The organism is Pseudomonas sp. W2I6 (assembly GCF_030815935.1).
In the GTDB taxonomy this organism is placed as follows: Bacteria; Pseudomonadota; Gammaproteobacteria; order Pseudomonadales; family Pseudomonadaceae; genus Aquipseudomonas.
Genome location: NZ_JAUSXJ010000001.1, coordinates 7,150,646 through 7,171,494, shown reverse-complemented (window position 1 = coordinate 7,171,494; position 20,849 = coordinate 7,150,646). Strand labels below are relative to the sequence as shown.

At 60.9% G+C, this 20,849-nt stretch carries 12 protein-coding genes; 5 read left to right on the top strand and 7 right to left on the bottom strand.

Going from position 1 to position 20,849, the window contains the following annotated elements:
* Positions 1-132: 132 nt before the first annotated feature.
* Together antC and QF039_RS32940 are read left to right on the top strand one after the other, a co-directional pair.
* Positions 133-1,140 (top strand): anthranilate 1,2-dioxygenase electron transfer component AntC, encoded by a 1,008-nt coding sequence (antC, locus tag QF039_RS32945; RefSeq protein WP_178911643.1) that lies wholly within the window; start codon positions 133-135, stop codon positions 1,138-1,140.
* Between the two features lie 71 nt (positions 1,141-1,211).
* Positions 1,212-2,612 (top strand): amino acid permease, encoded by a 1,401-nt coding sequence (locus QF039_RS32940; protein ID WP_003212324.1) that lies wholly within the window; start codon positions 1,212-1,214, stop codon positions 2,610-2,612.
* A 177-nt stretch (positions 2,613-2,789) separates the two neighbouring features.
* On the opposite strand, the gene kynA is transcribed toward QF039_RS32940, so the two are convergent.
* Positions 2,790-3,647, bottom strand: coding sequence for a tryptophan 2,3-dioxygenase (gene kynA, locus QF039_RS32935; RefSeq protein WP_008436669.1), 858 nt, complete (start codon positions 3,645-3,647; stop codon positions 2,790-2,792).
* Positions 3,644-4,294, bottom strand: coding sequence for an arylformamidase (gene kynB / locus QF039_RS32930; RefSeq protein WP_087693454.1), 651 nt, complete (start codon positions 4,292-4,294; stop codon positions 3,644-3,646). The genes kynA and kynB overlap by 4 nt, the downstream gene beginning before the upstream one ends.
* A 389-nt stretch (positions 4,295-4,683) precedes the next feature.
* Here kynB and QF039_RS32925 point away from each other — a divergent pair, with 389 nt between their 5' ends.
* The 3 genes from QF039_RS32925 (at position 4,684) to QF039_RS32915 (ending at position 9,079) form a co-directional block, all read left to right on the top strand.
* Complete coding sequence (locus tag QF039_RS32925; RefSeq protein WP_003212331.1) at positions 4,684-5,028, top strand: cupin domain-containing protein; 345 nt, start codon at positions 4,684-4,686, stop codon at positions 5,026-5,028.
* A gap of 557 nt (positions 5,029-5,585) precedes the next feature.
* Positions 5,586-5,786, top strand: a complete 201-nt coding sequence (locus QF039_RS32920) for a hypothetical protein (protein WP_003212332.1) — start codon at positions 5,586-5,588, stop codon at positions 5,784-5,786.
* Between the two features lie 239 nt (positions 5,787-6,025).
* Positions 6,026-9,079 carry a UDP-N-acetylmuramoyl-tripeptide--D-alanyl-D-alanine ligase gene (locus tag QF039_RS32915; protein WP_307522715.1) on the top strand — a complete coding sequence of 1,018 codons (3,054 nt, stop codon included), beginning with the start codon at positions 6,026-6,028 and terminating at the stop codon, positions 9,077-9,079.
* Here QF039_RS32915 and QF039_RS32910 read toward each other — a convergent pair.
* From QF039_RS32910 to QF039_RS32890, 5 genes are all read right to left on the bottom strand, one after another.
* Positions 9,076-9,939 (bottom strand): S9 family peptidase, encoded by an 864-nt coding sequence (locus QF039_RS32910; RefSeq protein WP_102605610.1) that lies wholly within the window; start codon positions 9,937-9,939, stop codon positions 9,076-9,078. The two genes, QF039_RS32915 and QF039_RS32910, sit on opposite strands and share 4 nt — an antisense overlap.
* A 35-nt stretch (positions 9,940-9,974) precedes the next feature.
* On the bottom strand, positions 9,975-11,165 hold the full coding sequence (locus QF039_RS32905; protein ID WP_087693464.1) for an HlyD family efflux transporter periplasmic adaptor subunit: 1,191 nt from the start codon (positions 11,163-11,165) through the stop codon (positions 9,975-9,977).
* A gap of 26 nt (positions 11,166-11,191) precedes the next feature.
* Positions 11,192-13,375, bottom strand: coding sequence for a type I secretion system permease/ATPase (locus tag QF039_RS32900; protein WP_307522713.1), 2,184 nt, complete (start codon positions 13,373-13,375; stop codon positions 11,192-11,194).
* Positions 13,372-14,769, bottom strand: coding sequence for a TolC family outer membrane protein (locus tag QF039_RS32895; protein ID WP_177122299.1), 1,398 nt, complete (start codon positions 14,767-14,769; stop codon positions 13,372-13,374). The genes QF039_RS32900 and QF039_RS32895 overlap by 4 nt, the downstream gene beginning before the upstream one ends.
* Before the next feature lie 182 nt (positions 14,770-14,951).
* The gene (locus QF039_RS32890; RefSeq protein ID WP_307522710.1) at positions 14,952-20,282 is read right to left on the bottom strand and encodes a BapA/Bap/LapF family large adhesin; all 5,331 of its coding nucleotides are present in this window, start codon (positions 20,280-20,282) and stop codon (positions 14,952-14,954) included.
* Between the last annotated feature and the right edge of the window lie 567 nt (positions 20,283-20,849).

The following is a 20,849-nucleotide window of genomic DNA, read 5'->3' as shown; positions in this document are numbered from 1 at the left end:
GCTGGACCGGGTTGGCGCTCCAGTGCGTAGCGCTCCCGGCTTTTTGGGGCTGCTGCGCAGCCCAGCGGGAGCAAGCTCCCTCGCCACAGGTAAATCGCAGGCATAGAAAATCAAACTCGCGGAGTTCTGCGAATGAATCACAAAGTGGCCTTCAGTTTTGCCGACGGCAAGACCCTGTTTTTCCCGGTGGGCGCCAATGAGATCCTGTTGGATGCAGCCCTGCGCAATGGCATCAAGATCCCGCTCGACTGCCGCGAAGGCGTATGCGGCACCTGCCAGGGCCGCTGCGAGTCCGGCGATTTCACCCAGGACTACGTAGACGAGGAAGCCCTCTCCAGCCTCGATCTGCAACAACGCAAAATGCTCAGCTGCCAGACCCGGGTCCAATCCGATGCGGCGTTCTACTTCGATTTTGATTCCAGCCTGTGCAACGCGCCGGGGCCAGTACAAATCCGCAGTACGGTGAGCCAAGTGCAACAGGTCTCGGCCAGCACCGCGATCCTGCACCTGCAGCTTGAACGCCCATTGGACTTTTTGCCGGGCCAATATGCCCGCCTGTCGATTCCCGGCACCGACAGTTGGCGCTCCTACTCTTTCGCCAACCGCCCGGGCAATCAGTTGCAGTTCCTGATCCGCCTGCTGCCCGATGGCGTGATGAGCAACTACATCCGCGAACGCTGCCAGGTCGGTGATGAGTTGCTGCTGGAAGCGCCATTGGGTGCCTTCTACCTTCGGCATGTCACCCGACCGCTGGTGTTGGTGGCCGGTGGCACTGGTTTATCGGCGCTGCTGGGCATGCTCGATGACCTGGCCGCCAGCGGCTGCCAACAGCCGGTGCACCTGTATTACGGCGTGCGGGGTGCGGCCGATTTATGCGAGGCAACACGCATAAAAGCCTACGCCGATACAATCCCGGGGTTTCGCTACACCGAGGTACTCAGCGACCCACCTTCGGACTGGGCCGGCAAACGCGGCTACCTCACCGAGCATTTCGACCTGGCCGAATTGCGGGATCAATCGGCAGATATGTACGTCTGCGGCCCCCCTCCGATGGTCGAATCCATCAAACAATGGTTGCTGGATCAGGCACTTGATGGCGTTCAGCTGTATTACGAAAAGTTTACCGAGAGTAATATCTGACCCCTCAGCGGTTTGAGGGGCTGGTTCGGTGTGCGATCAACCCTGAAAAAAACAAGTAGAAGGGAATGTTAATGGCGGATGACATGGTTAACCCGGTGGGCCTCAAGCGTGGCCTAAAGAACCGGCATATTCAGCTGATTGCCTTGGGAGGAGCGATCGGGACCGGGCTGTTCCTCGGCTCGGCGGGCGTGCTCAAGTCGGCGGGGCCGTCGATGATCCTGGGCTATGCGGTAGCCGGGTTCATCGCGTTCCTGATCATGCGCCAGCTGGGCGAAATGATCGTCGAGGAACCGGTGGCCGGCTCCTTCAGCCACTTCGCCCACAAGTACTGGGGCGGTTACGCAGGCTTCCTCGCCGGCTGGAACTACTGGGTACTCTACGTGCTGGTGGGCATGGCCGAGCTGACAGCGGTGGGCAAGTACATCCAGTTCTGGTGGCCGGAAATTCCGACCTGGGTCAGTGCGGTGGTGTTCTTTGTGCTGGTCAACCTGATCAACACCCTCAACGTGAAGTTCTTCGGTGAGACCGAGTTCTGGTTCGCGATCATCAAGGTGGTGGCGATTGTCGGCATGATCGTGCTCGGCTGCTACCTGCTGTTCAGCGGCACCGGCGGCCCGCAGGCCTCGGTGAGCAACCTGTGGAGCCACGGCGGGTTCTTCCCGAATGGCGGCATGGGGCTGTTGATGTCCATGGCGTTCATCATGTTCTCGTTCGGCGGCCTGGAGCTGGTGGGTATTACCGCCGCCGAAGCCAGCGAACCCCGCAAGGTGATCCCGAAGGCGATCAACCAGGTGGTGTACCGGATCCTGATTTTCTACGTCGGCGCCCTTACCGTGCTGCTGTCGTTGTACCCATGGGATCAACTGCTGCAAACCCTCGGCGCGTCGGGCGATGCCTACAGCGGCAGTCCGTTCGTGCAGATCTTTTCCTTGATCGGTAACGACACCGCCGCCCACATCCTCAACTTCGTGGTCCTGACCGCGGCACTGTCGGTGTACAACAGCGGCGTGTACTGCAACAGCCGCATGCTGTTCGGCCTGGCCGAGCAAGGCGACGCGCCGAAAGCGCTGATGAAGTTGAACAAGCAAGGCGTGCCGCTGCGTGCCCTGGGCATCTCGGCCCTGGTGACGCTGCTGTGCGTGGTGATCAACTACGTGGCGCCGCATGACGCACTGGAGCTGTTGTTTGCGCTGGTGGTTGCCTCATTGATGATCAACTGGGCGCTGATCAGCCTGACCCACATCAAGTTCCGCAAGGCCATGGGCGAGCAAGGCGTGGTGCCGTCGTTCAAGACCTTCTGGTTCCCGTTCAGCAACTACCTGTGCCTGGCGTTCATGCTGATGATCATCTGCGTGATGCTGGCGATTCCGGGTGTGCGGGCGTCGGTGTATGCGATTCCGGTTTGGGTGGGGATTATCTATGTGGCGTACCGGTTGCGGTTGAACAACGCGAAGGCAGTAACAGCGCAATAACCCATGTGGGAGCGGGCTTGTGTGGGAGCGGGCTTGCTCGCGAAGGCGTCGTGTCAGTCACCTGATGTATTGACTGACCCACCGCTTTCGCGAGCAAGCCCGCTCCCACATTTTGATCGTATTCCAAATGAAAAGCCCCGGTACTGATGAGTACCGGGGCTTTTTGTTGGGCCTTGATTACAGCGTGGAACGCACTCGCCACAGCTCGGGGAACAATACGGTGTCGAGCATCTTGCGCAGGTAACCCACGCCTTCGGTGCCGCCCGTACCAGGCTGGAAGCCAATGATCCGCTCCACCGTGGTGACATGGCGGAAGCGCCATTGGCGGAACGAATCCTCCAGGTCGATAAACTTTTCGGCCAATTGGTACAGGTCCCAATACCGGCTCGGATCGCGATAAACCTCGCGCCACGCCGCCTCCACGGAATCATCGTGAACAGTCGGCGCCGTCGGGTCGCGTTCGGCGCGCTTGGGGTCGATCGCCAGCCCGGCCTTGGTCATCAGGTTGATCGCCTCGTCATACAGCGACGGCGTGGCAATCGCCACCTGCAGCTCCTTCAACAACTCCGGCCGGTGGGCATGAGGCCGCAACAGCGCCGCGCTTTTATTGCCGAGGATGAATTCGATTTCCCGGTACTGGAACGACTGGAAACCCGACGACTGCCCCAGGTACGGGCGGATCGACTTGTACTCCGACGGCGTCATGGTCGCCAGTACCGCCCAGGCGTGCACCAACTGGTCAAAGATCCGCGACACCCGCGCCAGCATCTTGAACGCCGGCGGCAGCTCACCCAGGCGCACGTGCTCACGGGCGGCCTTGAGTTCGTGGAGCATCAACTTCATCCACAGCTCCGAGGTCTGGTGCTGGATGATGAACAGCATCTCGTTGTGGTCCGGCGACAGCGGGTGCTGGGCGCTGAGCACTTTGCCCAGGTCCAGGTAGTCGCCGTAGCTCATGGACTCGGAAAAATTCAGCTCGGCGTTATGCCATTCTTCCGGCGGCTGGTAGTCAGGGGAGAAAGGACACTGGCTCATCGCGTGGGCTCCTTGAGCGGGCGGAGAATGGCTCGTACCGGGCTGGCATCGAGGTTGGCAAAACGCAGCGGCAGCGCGATCAACTCGTAATCGCCCTCCGGCACGTCGTCGAGGACGATGCCTTCGAGAATCGCCATGCCATGCCGGGCGACGGCGTTGTGGGAGTCCATGGTCTTGGACTGCTGCGGGTCCAGGGATGGCGTGTCGATGCCGATCAGGCGCACACCGAGGCTGAACAGCAACTCGACCGTTTGCGGGGCGACGGCGGTGAAATTCGAATCCCAGGCATCCAGCGGCGCCTGTTGATAAGTGCGCAACAGTACACGCTCCGGCAGGTTTTCCAGGCGGCCTTCCAACTGATGCGGCTGCACCAGCGCGCCGCTGCCCAGGCAATGCAGCACCCGGCACGGGCCCATGTACACATCCAGAGACACTTCGCCAATCGGCGCGCCGTCCGCGCTGTAGTGCAACGGCGCGTCCACATGGGCGCCGGTGTGGGGCGACAGAGTGATGCGTCCGACATTCACCGGGCACTCGGGGCCGAACTGCCAGACCCGCTCTTCCTGAAACGGCGTATCACCCGGCCAGGTCGGGGTCGCGGTGCTCAAGGGCGGGCTGATGTCCCACCACGTTTTTATTGGATTCATTTCAAGGCTCTCGGTCGTTACTGGGGTGAATGATACGAGGGCCGGCTGTAAATATTCTTGCGAATTCCAGCGCAAAGCAGGAAATCTTTCGCACTTACTGCGAGGAAATGGCTGATTGGCGCACAGATATTTCGTACCGACTCAATCCTTCAAACAACAAATATCCCCTGTTGGAGCCGGGCTTGCCCGCGATGAGGTCGGCACAGCTTGCCCTTCCATCGCCTGACACTCCGCCATCGCGGGCAAGCCCGGCTCCCACAGAGGTTGGCGGTGACTCACGGCTGTGCAAATGACTGCGCTTCTGGGCATCCCGATGTCGAGTCCAGACCACTGGCGGGCCGCCCAAGGCGATAGGGTTCGGACTTCCCTTCCACTGCCTCGGAATCATCATGTCCAAGCCAATCACCGTACTGCGCGACACCCATCCACTGCCGGTGCTGGACGCCTGCAAATGGGAAAAACTCGAAGGCGACCCGCACACCGTCAACCTCAACGCCTACACCAGCGAGGACGGCAGCAAGATCATGGGCACCTGGATCTGCACCCCCGGCAAATGGCGGGTGGAGTATGTGAAGTGGGAATACTGTCACTTCCAGGAAGGCTACTGCGTGATCACCCCGGACGGCCTGGAGCCGATCCATTTGCGGGCTGGGGATATCTTTGTGGTGGAGCCGGGGATGAAGGGGACGTGGGAAGTGGTCGAGACGGTGCGTAAGTATTTTGTGTTTGCCTGATCCCACCACCTGGAAAGGGGTCGCCCTGGCCCCTTTTACCTCAACGACGACCATCGCGCCCTTCTGATAAAAGCAGCACCTCCCTGCCCCTCTTCCAATAACAATCGCTGTTATTCGTGACAACAACCCTTGATATTCGAAAACAATCAATTAGTATTTTGTGACAGAATATTGTGAGCGCCAAGTTCTTGAAAAAATCTCATGACGTAATGCGCAAAATACATAATCAAACTCACCAAACAGTACAACCACTACTTTAGTTATAGATAAGATTGACTTTTGACACCCCCTACACTTTGAGATAGCTTTCTTGCAACCGGTCTATACTCGAATCTCATAGCATTATAACCCGATGATAATAAGAGGTACGGAGAAGGTGCAGAACTTCACATAATCGCAACCTTCACTGCACATTGATGGAAAACGCGCAGCGATTTGAATTAGACTCCAATGAATCAGTTGATTACCCCATTGGTTTGTTCTAAGGACTCCACACGTCTTCCAGCACTTACTGCACGCGGCAGTCGAGACCGCGCTTTTGTAAAAGGATCAAGAAAATGCCTGAAAAAACAACACGTCTGACCATTCTCATCGACTTCCCGACCAAGCAGCGTCTGGAGTCGCTGTCCGAGGAAGTTGACCTTACTATTTCTCAGGTTATTCGCAAGCTGATTCGTGACCATCTCCAGCAATACGAGAGCCAAGTCCCGCCCTCCGTGCTGGAGCCGGAGAAAGAGGATTCATCGCTCTGCTCTTGATATATAAGCCTGGTTAATTTGCCTTTATAAAACTGTGCGGCATAACTTTCTGCTTATTTATCAGCTGGCGCGCAGTTTAATCATGAACACTGCGCGCCCCCCCTCTCCAAGTTAAAAACTGGTGATGAACTATGCCTGTGAAACAGCAATGGCTTGCTTGTTATGCTCATCTAAGCAAAGAAATGAATGGGCCTGCTGTATCATCAGACACCGCGCAGCCCTGTACCTTGTTTTTCTCCATGAGCGACGGCACCCAGCGCGCGCATGTTTTTCATATCACGGCAGATAACTTCGAAGCCGCCTGGCAAACCGGTGTGCAGCGCTTGCAGGGAGCCTACGAACGAGACCGTGCGCAGTCAGGCAACATCGTCGAACGTTCATGGATACGCGTCGAATGCGCGATCAACGTAACCGCCATCACCTGGGCCGAACTCAATGCTCGCTTCAAGCGCCACAAGCGTAATTACTTCCGGCGCGGCATCGCCTTCGATGCGGCGCTGCACATCGCGATCACCGAACAGGAACTGAACGCCAACGCGATCCTGTATGGCGGCAACGCTATCAATCACGCGAGCTTCAATGCCGGCAATTTTTCGGTGTACGCCAGGCGCCGTTTTACCGGGCTCAATACAGCCGACCTGATCGCCACACTTGAACCCGAGACCCCCGTGTTCCTGTTCGACACCAAGGGCGTTTTTTGTGCCGAAGACGGCGTGCCCCACCCGCTGAACCCTGGCCCGACAGAAACCGGCTGGCGCACCCTCGCAGCGCTGGAGCCCGGCATGGTAAAGGCGAGCATCATCAGCGCCGCAAGCTACCTGAGCACTCAGGTGCAGGGCGGCGGCCAGTTCGTCTACGGCTACTTCCCATGCTTTGACCGGGCGATAAAAAACTACAACACCCTGCGCCACGCCAGTACCACCTATTCGATGATCGAGGCCTGGGCACTGACCGGCGACGAGGCGCTTAAATCCGCCATCGACCGCTCGCTGGCCTACCTTACCCAGGAACTGATCAAGTCCTACGCGCTGCCCGACGGCAGTGTGGCGGCGTATCTGCTGGACACCGGTGACGAGATCAAACTGGGCGGCAATGCCGTGTGTTTGTTGGCGCTGGTCAAATACAGCGAAGTCACCGGCACCCGCCACTATCTACCCGTGCTGGAAGCCCTGGCCAATGGCATGGCCTGGATGCAGGACGCGACCACCGGCGCCTTCGTGCACGTCTTGCATGGCCGTGACCTTACCGTCAAAGAGGCGTTCCGGATCATCTACTACGACGGCGAGGCCGCGTTCGGGTTGATCCGCCTCTACGGCCTCACCGGCGATGAGCGCTGGTTAACCGTGGTGGAAAAAGCCTTCGACTACTTCATCGAAAAACAGCACTGGCGCGAGCACGATCACTGGCTCAGCTATTGCGTGAACGAACTGACCCGCTACCGACCTGACGAAAAGTATTTCCGCTTCGGCCTGAATAACGTCGCCGGTTATCTGGGGTTCGTGCAACAGCGCATCACCACCTTTCCGACGCTACTGGAATTGATGATGGCTGCGCAGCAGATGCTCGAACGCATCGCCCAGCAAGCGCAATTGCGCCACCTGCTCACCGAGATCGACCTGCACGCGTTTTACCGCGCCCTGCATCATCGTGCGCGCTATCTGTTCAACGGGTATTTCTGGCCGGAAACGGCGATGTATTTCGCCAATCCTGCGCGCATTGCCGGTTCGTTTTTTATCCGTCACCACGCGTTCAGGGTGCGCATCGACGACGTGGAGCATTACCTCTCGGGGCTGATTGCCTACCACCGCTACCTGCTCGACGGCGCGCCGCAAGTGAGCCTGGCCCAGGACGCAGCGCCCCTCGGCTGGGTCTGGGACGCCAACACCCTGGCTCGGGTGACACACGGCACCTGGGCCAAACAGCCGCCGCCCGGTTGGTACACGTCGGGTTTGACGCCCTCCATGCAGTTTTTCAAACCCCAGCGCATGCTCAATCGGCACCCCAGCAAGGTGGGACCGAACGAAGTGCAGTCAGCGCTGCGCTGGGCCCAGGCCAGTCCTGAGCGGCGCCCCTCGGCGTTCTTGTGTGTAGACCCGACGCCCTACCTGGACAGCGGCCTGCCGGTGTTACAGGTCGCCGATACCAGCGAGGCCATGCTGCAAATGGGTCGATACGCCAGGCAGCGATTCACTGGCCAGGTATTCGGCGTCACCGGCAGCTTCGGTAAAACCACCGTGGTCGCCATGCTCGGCCACGCCCTGAAACACTGGGGCGAAGTGGGCCACACCGAGGCCAACGCCAACCTGCCCCATGGGATCGCCTGGAACCTGGCGAGCATGCCCCGGCCGGCCAAATTCTGGGTATTGGAAATGGCCGTGGGCCGCATGCCGATTAACTCGGAGCTGGTGCGCCCACACATTGCTATCGTGACCGGGCTGGCTCCGGCGCACCTGGAATACCATGGCACCCTGGAAAACCTGGCGCGTAAAAAAAGCGCGATCTTCCGCTCGATGGCACCGGGTGGGCACGCGGTGCTGTGCCGCGATATGCCGCACTACGAGGTGTTCGCCCAGGCCGCCGAAGTCGCGCGCTTGCACGTGACCAGCTATGGCGAACACGCCGATGCCGATGTGCGCCTGCTCGACGTGTGCAGCGAGGCCGACCGGGTCTACGTCACCGCGCAACGTGACACGCAACGGCTGGATTTCAGCCTGAGTGCTCGCGGCCGACACATGGTGCTCAACGCGCTGGGGGTGCTGGCGTCGCTGTTCGCCGCGGGGCTTGACGCCGACCAGGCACTGGAAGTGCTGACCGGCTTCCAACCGGTGGAAGGTCGCGGCAATATCCGCTCGATCAAATGCACCGACGGGCATTTCCAGCTGATTAACGATGCGTACAACGCCAACCCCGGCTCGATGGCTGCGGCCTTGCGCTCGATGGCCGACCTGCCCGTGGCCTCGCGACACCGGGTAGTAGTGTTGGGCGACATGCTGGAGCTGGGCCCCGACGCCCAGCGCTACCACCTGGAACTGGCTGACTCGCTGCGCGCGGCGGCGCCCCGGCATTTGGTGCTGTGCGGACCGCTGATGCGTGAGGTGTACCGGGTGCTGCGCAGTGAGCTGTCAGTGCAGTGGTTCGAGGATTCCACGGCATTAGGCCAGGCGTTGGCGCGCCACCCCGGCCAGTGGTTCCAGGCGGGGGATTGGGTACTGGTGAAAAGCTCCGGTGGTACCGGGTTGTCGCAGATCTGTGATTGGCTGAACACGACCGAACAGGCGGTGCCGGCGGGTTAGCCCGCGCAGCCCGCTGCTGTCTTCAGGCCAATGTCATTGCGCAGTTGGTGAAACATCGCAGGCACACCCTGCGCCTTGACCAACTGCGCCTGATGCCCGGCGCGAATCAACGCCTGGTAAAAACGCTCCTGCAACACAAATGGGGTTACCTGGTCGTCCACGCTGCCAATCACGAACAACTGCCGCGCAGGCGCAACGGCAATGCCGGCCAGGTGCTCCAGGGGATCGTAGGGGTGCAATAAACCATTGGTGTCGCGTCCCGGACGCGAAGGCAGGCCTTTGCTTTGACGCAACATCTGCGCGCGCTGCACCAGGGCAAACGCGCCGGAAGTCATCACTGCACACTTCACATCGGTACGCCCCAAGGTCAACAACGCCGCGGCCACCGTGGCGCCGCCGCTGTGCCCCAGCAACACAAACTGCCCGATGCCGTAACGCTTGCGCAGCTCGTTGAGCGCAGCGTCCAGCACAATGAATTCCCGCGCCTGGCGCCGCTGCCCATGGTTGCCGCTGGAACCGTAGGTGCCAGGTCGCGCCACAATCACCACCGGTACGCCCGCACGCCGGCTCAGGGCCTTGGCCTGCCTGGCCTTGGCGGCCAGGGTATTGCCACGGATCGACTCGGGCGAGCGGTGCATTTCCACGTTGCGGTCGCCATGAAACATCACGATCACCACGGGCGCATGGCTCAGCACCGCCCCGGAAAAATAGCGAATGCACTCATCGCCCCCGGCCAACTCGACCCAGAGTGCAGAGTCGACCTGGTTGCAGGTCGACTGGTTGGCCGGGGTGTTCCAAAGCAACGGTGTCGAACCCTCGCTCAGGGCCCACGCGCCCGGCACGCCGGCCCACAACAGCATCCACCACAACGCAAACCTGGCCACAGCCACCTCGCCTAACGCTCGCGCAAGGCCTCCCGCGCACGGTTCATGGGCTTGATCAAATAGTCGAGCACGGTTTTCTGGCCGGTCTTGATATCCACCGAGGCAATCATCCCAGGCACAATCGAAAACGACTTGCCGGCCTTGTTTTTCAAGGTGTCAGCGTCGGTGCGAATGAACACTCGGTAGTAAAAAACTTCTGGCTTGACCTCGTCCTGGATAGTGTCCGGAGAAATGGTCACGACCTTGCCGTCCATGCCGCCATAAATGGCGTAGTCGTAGGCGGTGATCTTGACCTTGGCCACCTGGTCGGGATGGATAAAGGCGATGTCTCGCGGGGAGATACGCGCCTCGATCAACAACTGCTCATCCAGGGGCACAATCTGCATCAGGCGCCCGTTGGGCGGGATAACCCCGCCGATGGTGGTGACCTCGATCCCCTTGACAATACCGCGCACCGGCGAGCGCAGGGTCAGGCGGGTCACCGAGTCGGAGCGCCCGCGCATGACTGACGACAGCGTCTCGACGTCGGCATTGACCTTCGCCAGGTCCTCACCGGCCCGCACCATATACTCGGAGCGGGCCTGGGTCAGTTTCAACTCCAGCTCGGCCTTTTGGCGCTTGAGGCGCAACACCTCAACGTTGCTGGCGGCGCCGACCTTGGCCAGGTTTTCGGTGATTTCCAGCTCGCTACGCACCAGCCCGAGCGACGATCGCACGCCGGCCAACGATTCTTCGAGGCCCTTGCGCCGAGTGTTGAACAGGTCGGTTTCGGCGCGCACCAGTGCGGGGTAACGCTCAAGTTCCGGGGGGAACAGTAACGGTTTACCGTCTACCTCGGCCTGCAAACGCGCGACGCTGGCCAGCGACGCCCGGTACTTGGCGGCACTTTCATCAAAGTTGGATTCGGTCTTGGTCGGGTCAAGCCTGGCCAACGTCTGGCCATTTTTGACGATATCGCCCTCCCCCACATTCAACTCCGTGACGATGCCGCCTTCCAGCGACTGGATGATTTGCTCACGCGAGGTCGGGATGACTTTGCCGCTGCCCGTCGAGACTTCGTCCACTTCAAAAAAGTAGGCCCAGGCACCAAACGCAATCAGCATGACAAACACCCAGCCCACCACGCGCGTGGCGCGCACCACGGTGCGTTCATCCACGCCGTCGTGGGTATGCCGGGCGCCTTCGTCTTCGGTGGCGAGCAGGGGTATGGTTTTCGGCGCAGGGCTTTTCACTGGGTTTTCCCCTTCGGTTTGGACAGGCGCGCAATCGCGTTGGCTTTGCTGTCATCGACGATGATCTGGCCGTTATCGACCACGATCACCCGATTCACCAGGCTCAATACACTCATGCGGTGCGTGGCGATAATCAGCGTGCGGTGGGCTGCCCAGCGGTCGAGGTTGTGGATCAACTGGCGCTCGGTCGCTTCATCCAGGGACGCGGTGGGCTCGTCGAGCAACACGATATGCGGCTGGCGAATCATCAGCCGCGACAGCAGCAGCGACTGACGCTGCCCGCCCGACAGGCCCAGGCCACCTTCCAGGATCATGTGGTCCAGGCCGTCGGCGAACTTGCCGATGAAGTCGTCCGCACCGGTCAGCGCCAGGGCCTGGAGGATTTCCTGATCGCTGGCATGCGGCGCCCCCATGATCAGGTTGTCGCGCAGCGTGCCGTGGAACAGCCGCGAGTTTTGTGTCATCAGCCCCACGTCGCGGCGCACGTCGGCGGGGTCGATGTGGCTGAGGGCAACGCTATCCAGGCTGATGGTGCCAGCCTTGAGGTCGAGCATCCCGGCCAATGCCTGCAACAGCGTGGATTTACCCGCGCCGTTACGCCCCAGAATCGCGATGCGCTCGCCCGGCTGGATCTTCAGGTCGGCCACACGCAGCGCCGGCACGGGGGCATCGTCGGAATACTGGAACGTGGCCTGGCTCAGCGCGTATTGGCCTTTGATCACCGGCAGGTGCACGCGCTTGCTGCCCTCGGGATGGTCCACCGGCAATTCCATGATCCGGTTCAGGCCTTGCAGCGCAACCTTGGCCTGCTGCCAGCGCGTCAGCACCTGGGTGATCTGGGACATCGGCGCCATCATCCGCGACGCCAGGATCGACGCCGCGACAAGGCTACCGGTGGTCATGTCGCTGGCCATGACCATGGGCGCACCGAACACCACCACCACGGCAAACACCGAGCCCTGCACATTGTTGCTCCAGGCCACCAGTTTGTTGGTGAGCAGGCGCAGGCGCAGGCTGGCGTCGCCGCAGGTGGCGTTGTAGTGATTCCATTGTTGCTGGAAGCGCTGTTCGGCCTGCAACGCCTTGATGTCGTCCAGGCCTTGTATGGTCTCCACCAGCATGGCGCTGCGCAACGAGCTTTCACGCATCGACTCATTCGCCAGTGCCGCGAGTTTTTTCTGCGCCAACAGCCCGGGCACTATCAGGAACAGCACAGCCACCATTGGCACCGCCACCAGCGGGCCGGCGATCAACCAGTAGATCACCAGAAACAGCAGGAAGAACGGCAGATCGGCCAGCGCCGTGGCGGTGCTGGAGGTGATCAGCTCACGCAGTTGCTCCAGCTCCTTGAGCTGCGAAATGAACGAGCCGGTGGACTTCGGCCGGGCGCTGTTACGCAAGCGAATGGCATGCCCGAACACCAGGTCGGAAACGCGCAGATCCGCGCGTTTGCCGAGCATGTCGGTGATGCGCACACGGGTGATGCGCATGATGAAATCAAACACCAGCGCCAGCATCACCCCGCCAAACAGCACATACAGGGTGGGCATGGATTCGGCCGGGATCACCCGGTCGTACACCTGCATCGAAAACAGTACCCCGGCCAACCCCAGCACGCTGGTGACCAGCGACGCGAGCATCACATAGCCATAGGGCCGCAGGTCGCGCAGCACGATGTTTTTGAACCACGCCTTCTCGTAAGGCTTGATGTAGTCGTCGACACGCCGGTCACGCACTGCCGCCATGGGTCGCAGAATCACGCTCTTGCGCGCTTGCTCCAACAGGTCCTGGCGGGTGAGCCGGCTTTGCAGGCCGCCGTCGCCGCTGTAGGCGATGCCCAGGTTGTCGCCGTCGCCGAGGGTTTCGAGCACACCCACCTGGCCGTCGGCAAATTGCAGCACCACCGGTAATTGGCGCTGCATCAGCGTGGTTTCGCTGAAGTCGGCAATCACGCAGTTCAACCCCGCCTGGCGGGCCATCTGCCGTACCACCTCTTCCACCGAAGCGCCTTCGGTCCATTGTGCGGCGATGCGCACGCTTTGGGCCGAGCATTCCAGGCGGTAATGCCGGGCCACGCTCAGGACGGCCTCCAGCCACACGTCATAATCCACTGCGGGCGCCGGGTTCAGCGGTGTTTGTACTGCGTTGGTTTCGTCCGCAAGCATCACAGCATCATTCATGGCCGAATCTCCACACCTTGCAGGGTGCTGTTGTCCAGGTGGAACGCCGTGCGCAGTGCGCCCGTGTTGTAGAGGCAATCGATTTTCAGGCGGCGCAGGTCAGCGGCGGTGTTTTCCCGGTCCATGCGTGCCTGGTGAATTTCCTGCTCGGCATTCAGCAGGTCGAGCAACGGCCGTGTGCCCAGTTCGAGGTACTGCTGGCGATACAGGTCGCGGGTTTCGGAGATGCTGCGCTCACGAAAATCCAGGGTGGATAGTCGCTGGCTGAGGCTTGAGATTTGATCCCGCGCCTCCAGCAACCCCTGGCGAACCGCAAGGCGCGCGGCGTCGTTGGCGGCATCGGCGGAACGCAGGGCCTGTTGCGCGGCGGATTTGCGGGCGGTGATTGCGCCGCCCTGGTACAGCGGCATTTTCACGTTGAGAAATACGCCATAACGGGTACGGTCGCGGCCGCCGGGGACGTTGCTGTCGTCGTTGTTGTCCAGGTAGTGCGTGATGGACGGGTCCAGCGACACGGTCGGCAACGCCTCGGCACGGGCTTGTGCAATCAGCGCCAGCGCATCGACACGCTGCGCCTGGGCGATCAGCAGGGTCGGCGTGACTGCCGCATCGGGTACCACGCCCACGCAGGATTGCTCCAGGCTTGCCGGAAAACCATGCGCCACGCTCACTGGCGCCTGCGACCCAAGCAGGCTGCTCAACGTGCTGCGCCAGCGATTGAATTGCGCGGTGAATTGCAATTGCGTCGCCACCGAGGCCTCGACCCGCGAGCGGGCCTGGATCAGGTCCGAACGGGTGCTGGCGCCCATGTCGCTGCGCTTTTTGGCCAGCTCTGCAATCGCCGAAATGCCGTCGATTTGCTCGCGAGCCAGTTGCACCAGCAACTGCGAGCGCTGCAGTTCGATCACGGCGAACGAGGTATCGCGCGCCACCTGATCGATCGACAGCAACACCGACGCCTGGCTGGCACTGACCCGCGCCAGCGCACTGTCGACAGAACTTGAGACCTTGCCGAAGTCATAGAGCATCTGCGACGCCGACAACGAAAACGCGCGGCTCTGGCCGTTGCCCCTGAGGCCGCTGTCGTAGCCGGAGTTGAAGCCGCCGCTGACTTGCGGGTAATAACCGGAACGGGCGATGTTCACGTTCTCGTTTTGTTGGTACAGCTGGCCGATCGCCTCGGAAATTGCCGGGTGCCATTCCACCGCCAGTTGAATGGCGCGTGTCAGGTCAAGGTTGCTCGGTATGACGTGCTCGGGTGCCACCGGTGCGCTGACGCCCGTTGGCCCACCGGGTAAATGTGTGCCCAGGTTGCTCGGGCTGATGATGTTGACGCGTTCTTCATCGTCGATATACGACGCTGCCATGACCGGCGCACGCTCGGGCGCGATCATTGCGACTGCCAGAATTACGGCAGACAGCTGCTTGGCCAAACTCTTTTGCCTCACTGCTAGTCACCTGACTGTTGTCAAACCTGATGAGTACAACAACGGACCGTGACTGACGTCACGGCCCATCGCTGCATTACCGTTGGTAGGGAAAACCGGGCCTTGCGGCCCGGCCGGCAGGGGTGGCGTTACACCACGCTGATGCCGCTCTGTACCCAGAGCTGATGGGTTTCATCTTCCGGACTGGTGTAGATCACGTACTCAAGACCGTTCTCTACCTGGGTCGCACCGGCGCTCCAGTCACCTGTCAGGTGCACGCTGTCCTGATCGTCGCCCTGGATCATCAAGCGATCCGACTCAGGCCCGGTGATGGACACCAGGTCTTCGAGGCTCAGGGTCAGGTCGACGGCGCTGACATCGTTCAGGTCGATGCTGTGCACCCCGTTGACTGTGCCAATTAGGTCGGTGAGGTTGATGGCTGCATCGCCGCCTTCCCACAACAACCCGTCTGCACCCGCGCCAGCATCGACATGGGTGAAGTCGGTGTCGTCGGCCACCACGGCATCGTGGTGATCGCCGTCAACGTTGGCGCCGTCATCCGCCGCCTGGTCCACCGCACTGTGGGCAGCGGCAATGCCGGCACCTTCAGTGGCTGGCGCACCCGGGTTGGCGTCGTCCCAGACCAGGTCGCGATCCGGCGAGTCGATGCGCACGTAGAGGTCGGCGGTGTCTTCCTGGCCGGTTGGCGTGGTGAGCTTGTAGGTGAATTTATCCACCTGGCCAATCTCGTCCAACGTCAGCCCGGCATGCGGGGTGTAGACGTACTTACCATCGGCAAACACGGTCAATGTGCCGTGGTCACCGTTGATTTTCGTCCCCGTTTGCCCAGGAATCACATAGACCCCGTTGACCAGCACACTGAGTACCGTCAGCGGCGAACCGAGGACATCCGGCCCGGACAAGCTGTCGGACAGCAGGTTGCCAGTCGCATTGCTCATTGCACCGGTCACGAACTCCGTGAGGGAGGTGGTAGTGAGCTTCTGCGCAATGTGCAGCGCACTCAGCGACAGCACGGCACCGGTCGTCCCGGTCACGCGATAGGTCCCGGCATCCAACCCTTGGAACGTGTGGTTCGCCTGGGTAGTGGTCTGCTGCGTGACCCATTCGTTACCGATGAACTTCTGCAGATTGACGGTCGTGCCTGGCAACAACGCAATGCCGGTGACGGTGACGTTGATCGCAAGCTCTGCGGTCGTGCCCGTGGCAACGTTGATCTCGGCACCCGTACCCGTACTGCTGCCGAGCAGTGCCAGGTTGTAGCTCAGGGTCGCCAGGTCGGCCTGGGTGACCAGGTTGACGATGTCGATCTGTGCCGAACCCAGGTCATCATTGGCAACCGTGTTGATCACGCCGGGCGCAGATGGATCGGTAGCGCTCCAGTCCACGTTGACACTCGGGCTGTCGATACGCACATACAAGGTTGCCGAGGCCGAAGCACCGGCACCATTGACCAGGTGATACTCGAAGGCATCCACCTTGCCGATGCTGGCGACATCGCCGTTCGGGGTGTACTTGTACTCGCCGTTGGCGAAGATGGTCAGCTGACCATATTGACCCTGCAGCACCGTGCCGGTGGTGGCGTCGGCATCGACGAATTCGCCGTTGACCTCGACCTGCACCTTCACTGGCCCGCCGGTTCCCGGTTCATCCGGTTTACCGCCAATGCCCGGGTCGGTGATGACGTTGCCGGTGACATCCGGCCCTGCTTCCCCGGTGAAGTCGGTGAGGCTGTCATTGGTGACGCTCAACTTGGCCGTGGCCCCTGCACCAACGCTGACCAGGTTGGGGTCGAGCTTGAGGGTAAAGCGATACTGCCCGGCTTCCAGGCCTTCGATTTTGGCGCTGGAGCTTTGTCCGAACAGCCCCAACAGGTCGAGCAAGCCCGAACCGTTGCTGCCTTGCTGCACCGGCAACCATCCACCGGCACCGTCGCTCACTTCCAGCGTCGCAGTGAAGCCACCGCCCAACAGCGAGACCAGGTCGGCCTGGGCAAACTGCAGGTTCAGCGTTCCGCTGGAACCCTCGGCAACCGAGAACTCCTGCTGCTTGGTGTGATCGCCCAGAATGATGCCGCCGACACCCAACAGGGTGAACACGCGCATATCGGCCAGGCCGGTGTTGGATGTTACGGGTTTGATGGTTACTTCGCCGGTAGCGAGGTCGTCGAAGGCTTCGAGGTCGGCGTCGGCGTCGGCGTCGGCATCGGCATCGGCATCGGCATCGGCATCGGCATCGGCATCAGCATCAGCATCAGCATCCGCGTCGGCATCAGCATCAGCATCGGCGTCCGCATCGGCATCGGCATCGGCATCCGCATCCGCATCAGCATCAGCATCAGCATCAGCATCAGCGTCAGCGTCAGCATCAGCGTCAGCATCAGCGTCGGCATCAGCATCGGCGTCCGCATCAGCATCAGCATCGGCATCCGCATCCGCATCCGCATCAGCATCCGCATCCGCATCAGCATCAGCATCAGCATCAGCATCAGCATCAGCATCAGCATCGGCATCGGCATCCGCATCAGCGTCCGCATCGGCATCGGCATCGGCATCGGCATCGGCATCAGCATCGGCGTCGGCATCCGCATCCGCATCCGCATCCGCATCAGCATCAGCATCAGCATCAGCATCAGCATCAGCATCAGCGTCGGCATCCGCATCAGCGTCCGCATCGGCATCGGCATCGGCGTCGGCGTCGGCATCCGCATCCGCATCCGCATCCGCATCAGCGTCAGCGTCAGCGTCAGCGTCAGCGTCCGCGTCAGCATCGGCATCAGCATCAGCGTCCGCGTCGGCATCAGCATCGGCGTCCGCATCGGCATCGGCATCGGCATCCGCGTCAGCATCAGCATCAGCATCAGCATCAGCATCAGCATCAGCGTCGGCGTCGGCGTCGGCGTCGGCGTCGGCATCAGCATCAGCGTCAGCATCAGCGTCAGCGTCAGCGTCAGCATCAGCATCAGCATCGGCATCGGCATCGGCATCGGCGTCAGCATCCGCGTCCGCATCGGCATCCGCGTCGGCGTCAGCATCGGCGTCCGCATCAGCATCAGCATCAGCATCAGCGTCGGCGTCGGCGTCGGCATCCGCATCCGCATCAGCGTCGGCATCAGCATCGGCATCGGCATCGGCATCGGCATCCGCGTCAGCATCAGCATCAGCATCAGCGTCGGCATCGGCATCCGCATCCGCGTCAGCATCGGCATCCGCATCCGCGTCAGCATCGGCATCCGCATCCGCATCGGCGTCGGCGTCGGCGTCGGCGTCCGCATCAGCATCGGCATCCGCATCCGCATCCGCATCCGCATCCGCATCAGCGTCGGCATCAGCATCGGCATCGGCATCCGCGTCAGCATCAGCATCAGCATCAGCATCAGCATCAGCGTCGGCATCGGCATCGGCATCGGCATCCGCATCCGCATCCGCATCCGCATCAGCGTCCGCATCGGCATCGGCATCAGCATCAGCATCAGCATCGGCATCCGCGTCAGCATCGGCATCGGCGTCCGCATCAGCATCAGCATCAGCGTCGGCATCCGCATCCGCATCCGCATCCGCATCCGCATCCGCATCCGCATCAGCATCAGCATCAGCATCAGCATCAGCATCAGCATCAGCATCAGCATCAGCATCAGCATCAGCGTCAGCGTCGGCATCAGCATCGGCATCGGCATCGGCATCGGCATCGGCATCCGCGTCAGCATCCGCGTCAGCGTCCGTATCATCAATATCAACAGCTATCACAGAAGCCGGAACAGACTCGTTGCCTGCTGCATCGGTCAATGTGACAGCCAGTGTTTCGCCGTTAACCTGAAGCGGATCCAGGGTGACTTGAAAATTACCGTCGTCGCCGACCGTGCCAGTACCGATCACGTTGCCATCGGCGTCTTTCACGGTAACGGTCGCGCGCGGTTCGCCCTTGCCGGTGACGGTGCTGCCATCTTCGCCGACCACCAGGTTGGTTGGGGCATCCGGGGCGATGGTGTCCCCCGCGATGACGATGCCTGGCAGGGATTCCTTGCCCGAGAAGTTGCGCAGGAACACGCGTAGCCGCTCGCCATTGATGTGCAGCGAGTTCAGTTGCACCAGGAATGTGCCGTCATCTGCCACTGTTCCGCTGCCGACCACTTCACCAGCATCGTTGAGGATGATGACTTTGTGGGCCGCGGCGCCTTCACCGCTGAGCGTGTCACCCACGTCACTGATTGCCAGGTTGCGCGGCGCAAGCGGTGTCTCAATATCGGCGACAACCAGCGCACCCGGAGCCGACTCATTGCCGGCAGCGTCTTTGAGCGTGATCGCCAGGCTTTCGCCTTCGGGCGCGGGTGTGTCGAGCGAAACCTGGAAATTGCCATCCGCGCCGACGGTGCCCGTACCGATCACGTTGCCGCTGGCATCCTTGATGCTCACGGCAGCGTTCGGTTCACCTTTACCGCTGACAGTTGCGCCATCGGCACTGATCACCAGGTTGGTCGGCGCATCCGGGGCGGTGCTGTCGCCAGCCACCACGGGGCTGGCGGACGATTCATTGCCGGCAGCATCCTTGAGGGTGACTTGCAGGGTTTCGCCATTGGTTTGCGCAGTTCCCAGGGTGACCTGGAAGTTGCCTTCAGCATCCACGGTGCCGGTGCCGAGGACCTCGCCATTGGCATCCTTGACGATCACGGTCGAATTAGGCTCGCCCTTACCGCTGACGGTTGTACCGTCTGCACTGACGGCCAAACCGTTCGGTGCGGCGGGGGCGGTTGTATCACCCGCGACCACAGACGCAGGTTGCGATTCCTGACCCGCGGCATCCTTGAGGACGACTTGCAGGGTTTCGCCATTGGTTTGCGGCTTGTCCAGGTTGACCTGGAAGTTGCCGTCGGTACCCACAGTGCCTGTGCCCAGTACGTTACCGGCGGCATCCTTGACGGTGACTGTGGTGCCAGGCTGACCTTTACCGCTGACCACCGTGCCCGCGCTGTTGACCGACAAACCGGTCGCAGCACCGGGTGCAGGAACTGGCGTTTGATGATGGCCACCACCACCGCCACCACCGCTCAATGCCGCGGCGGTACCGCCGACGGCGAGGATGCCCAAGCCCCACAGCACCCAGTCCGGCACCGCACTGTCAGCGGCAATGGCTGCCACACCCAGGTCGTCCAGGGTCGAGATTTCGGTGAAGTTGAAACCCGAATACGGCGTGGAATAGTTGCCGAGCAACAATGTTCCGTCGGCATTTTCCAGTACCAGTTGGTTAGCGGAGCCGTCGGCTCCCACCACAAAAAAGTTCTGAATGGTGATGGTTTCTCCAGACTTCAGAGTGACCACCAGATTTTGGCCGGACTGTTGAAACGATTGAACGCTTTCTTGTCCGAACGGCAGTTTTACAATGCTGGTTCCCTTGAGGCTGGCGTTGCCAAAGGCATGCTCTGTCGCCGTCCCCGTTGCCTTGTCGACAATAGTTATGTTTTTCATCTCTCACCCGTTTTTTATATGGACACACGTATTTCAGCGCGAGCGAATGCCCACGACGGTAGTTACCGCCGAGCACGAAACTCTTTTTGCGTTTATATAGGACTGGTCAGGATTTACAGCGATCAACCGACGCCGGTTTCTTCACGACATTGCAGACCCACACGCGTGCGCTTGCAACACGCTGACACCGAATGAGGTGGCACATCCTTGGCGTCAGAATAAGCCTGCCCGGGCCTTGGGCTGGACTGCATCGCAGCCCAGAGGTCGAGCAACCGGGAGAGGTGGCGGGCCAGGATGCGGGCTTTTTCAAGTTCCAGGGCGGCCTCGTTCGATGAGGCCGATAGCCCTGGGAAACCCGATGTACGCATCCATTCGCTAGCCATCTCTAACACACCTGCACAACTTTGAAAGTACAACGCTTCGGCGGAAGTTATCGAGACGCAGCAACCATGACAACGCTCGCAAAACCGATACTAGCGAGGCAATAGTCAACATCAAAGAGAAATGTAAACACGCAATAAACATGGGTGTTTAATGAGGGAAGCCACGACAAACCGAACACACATA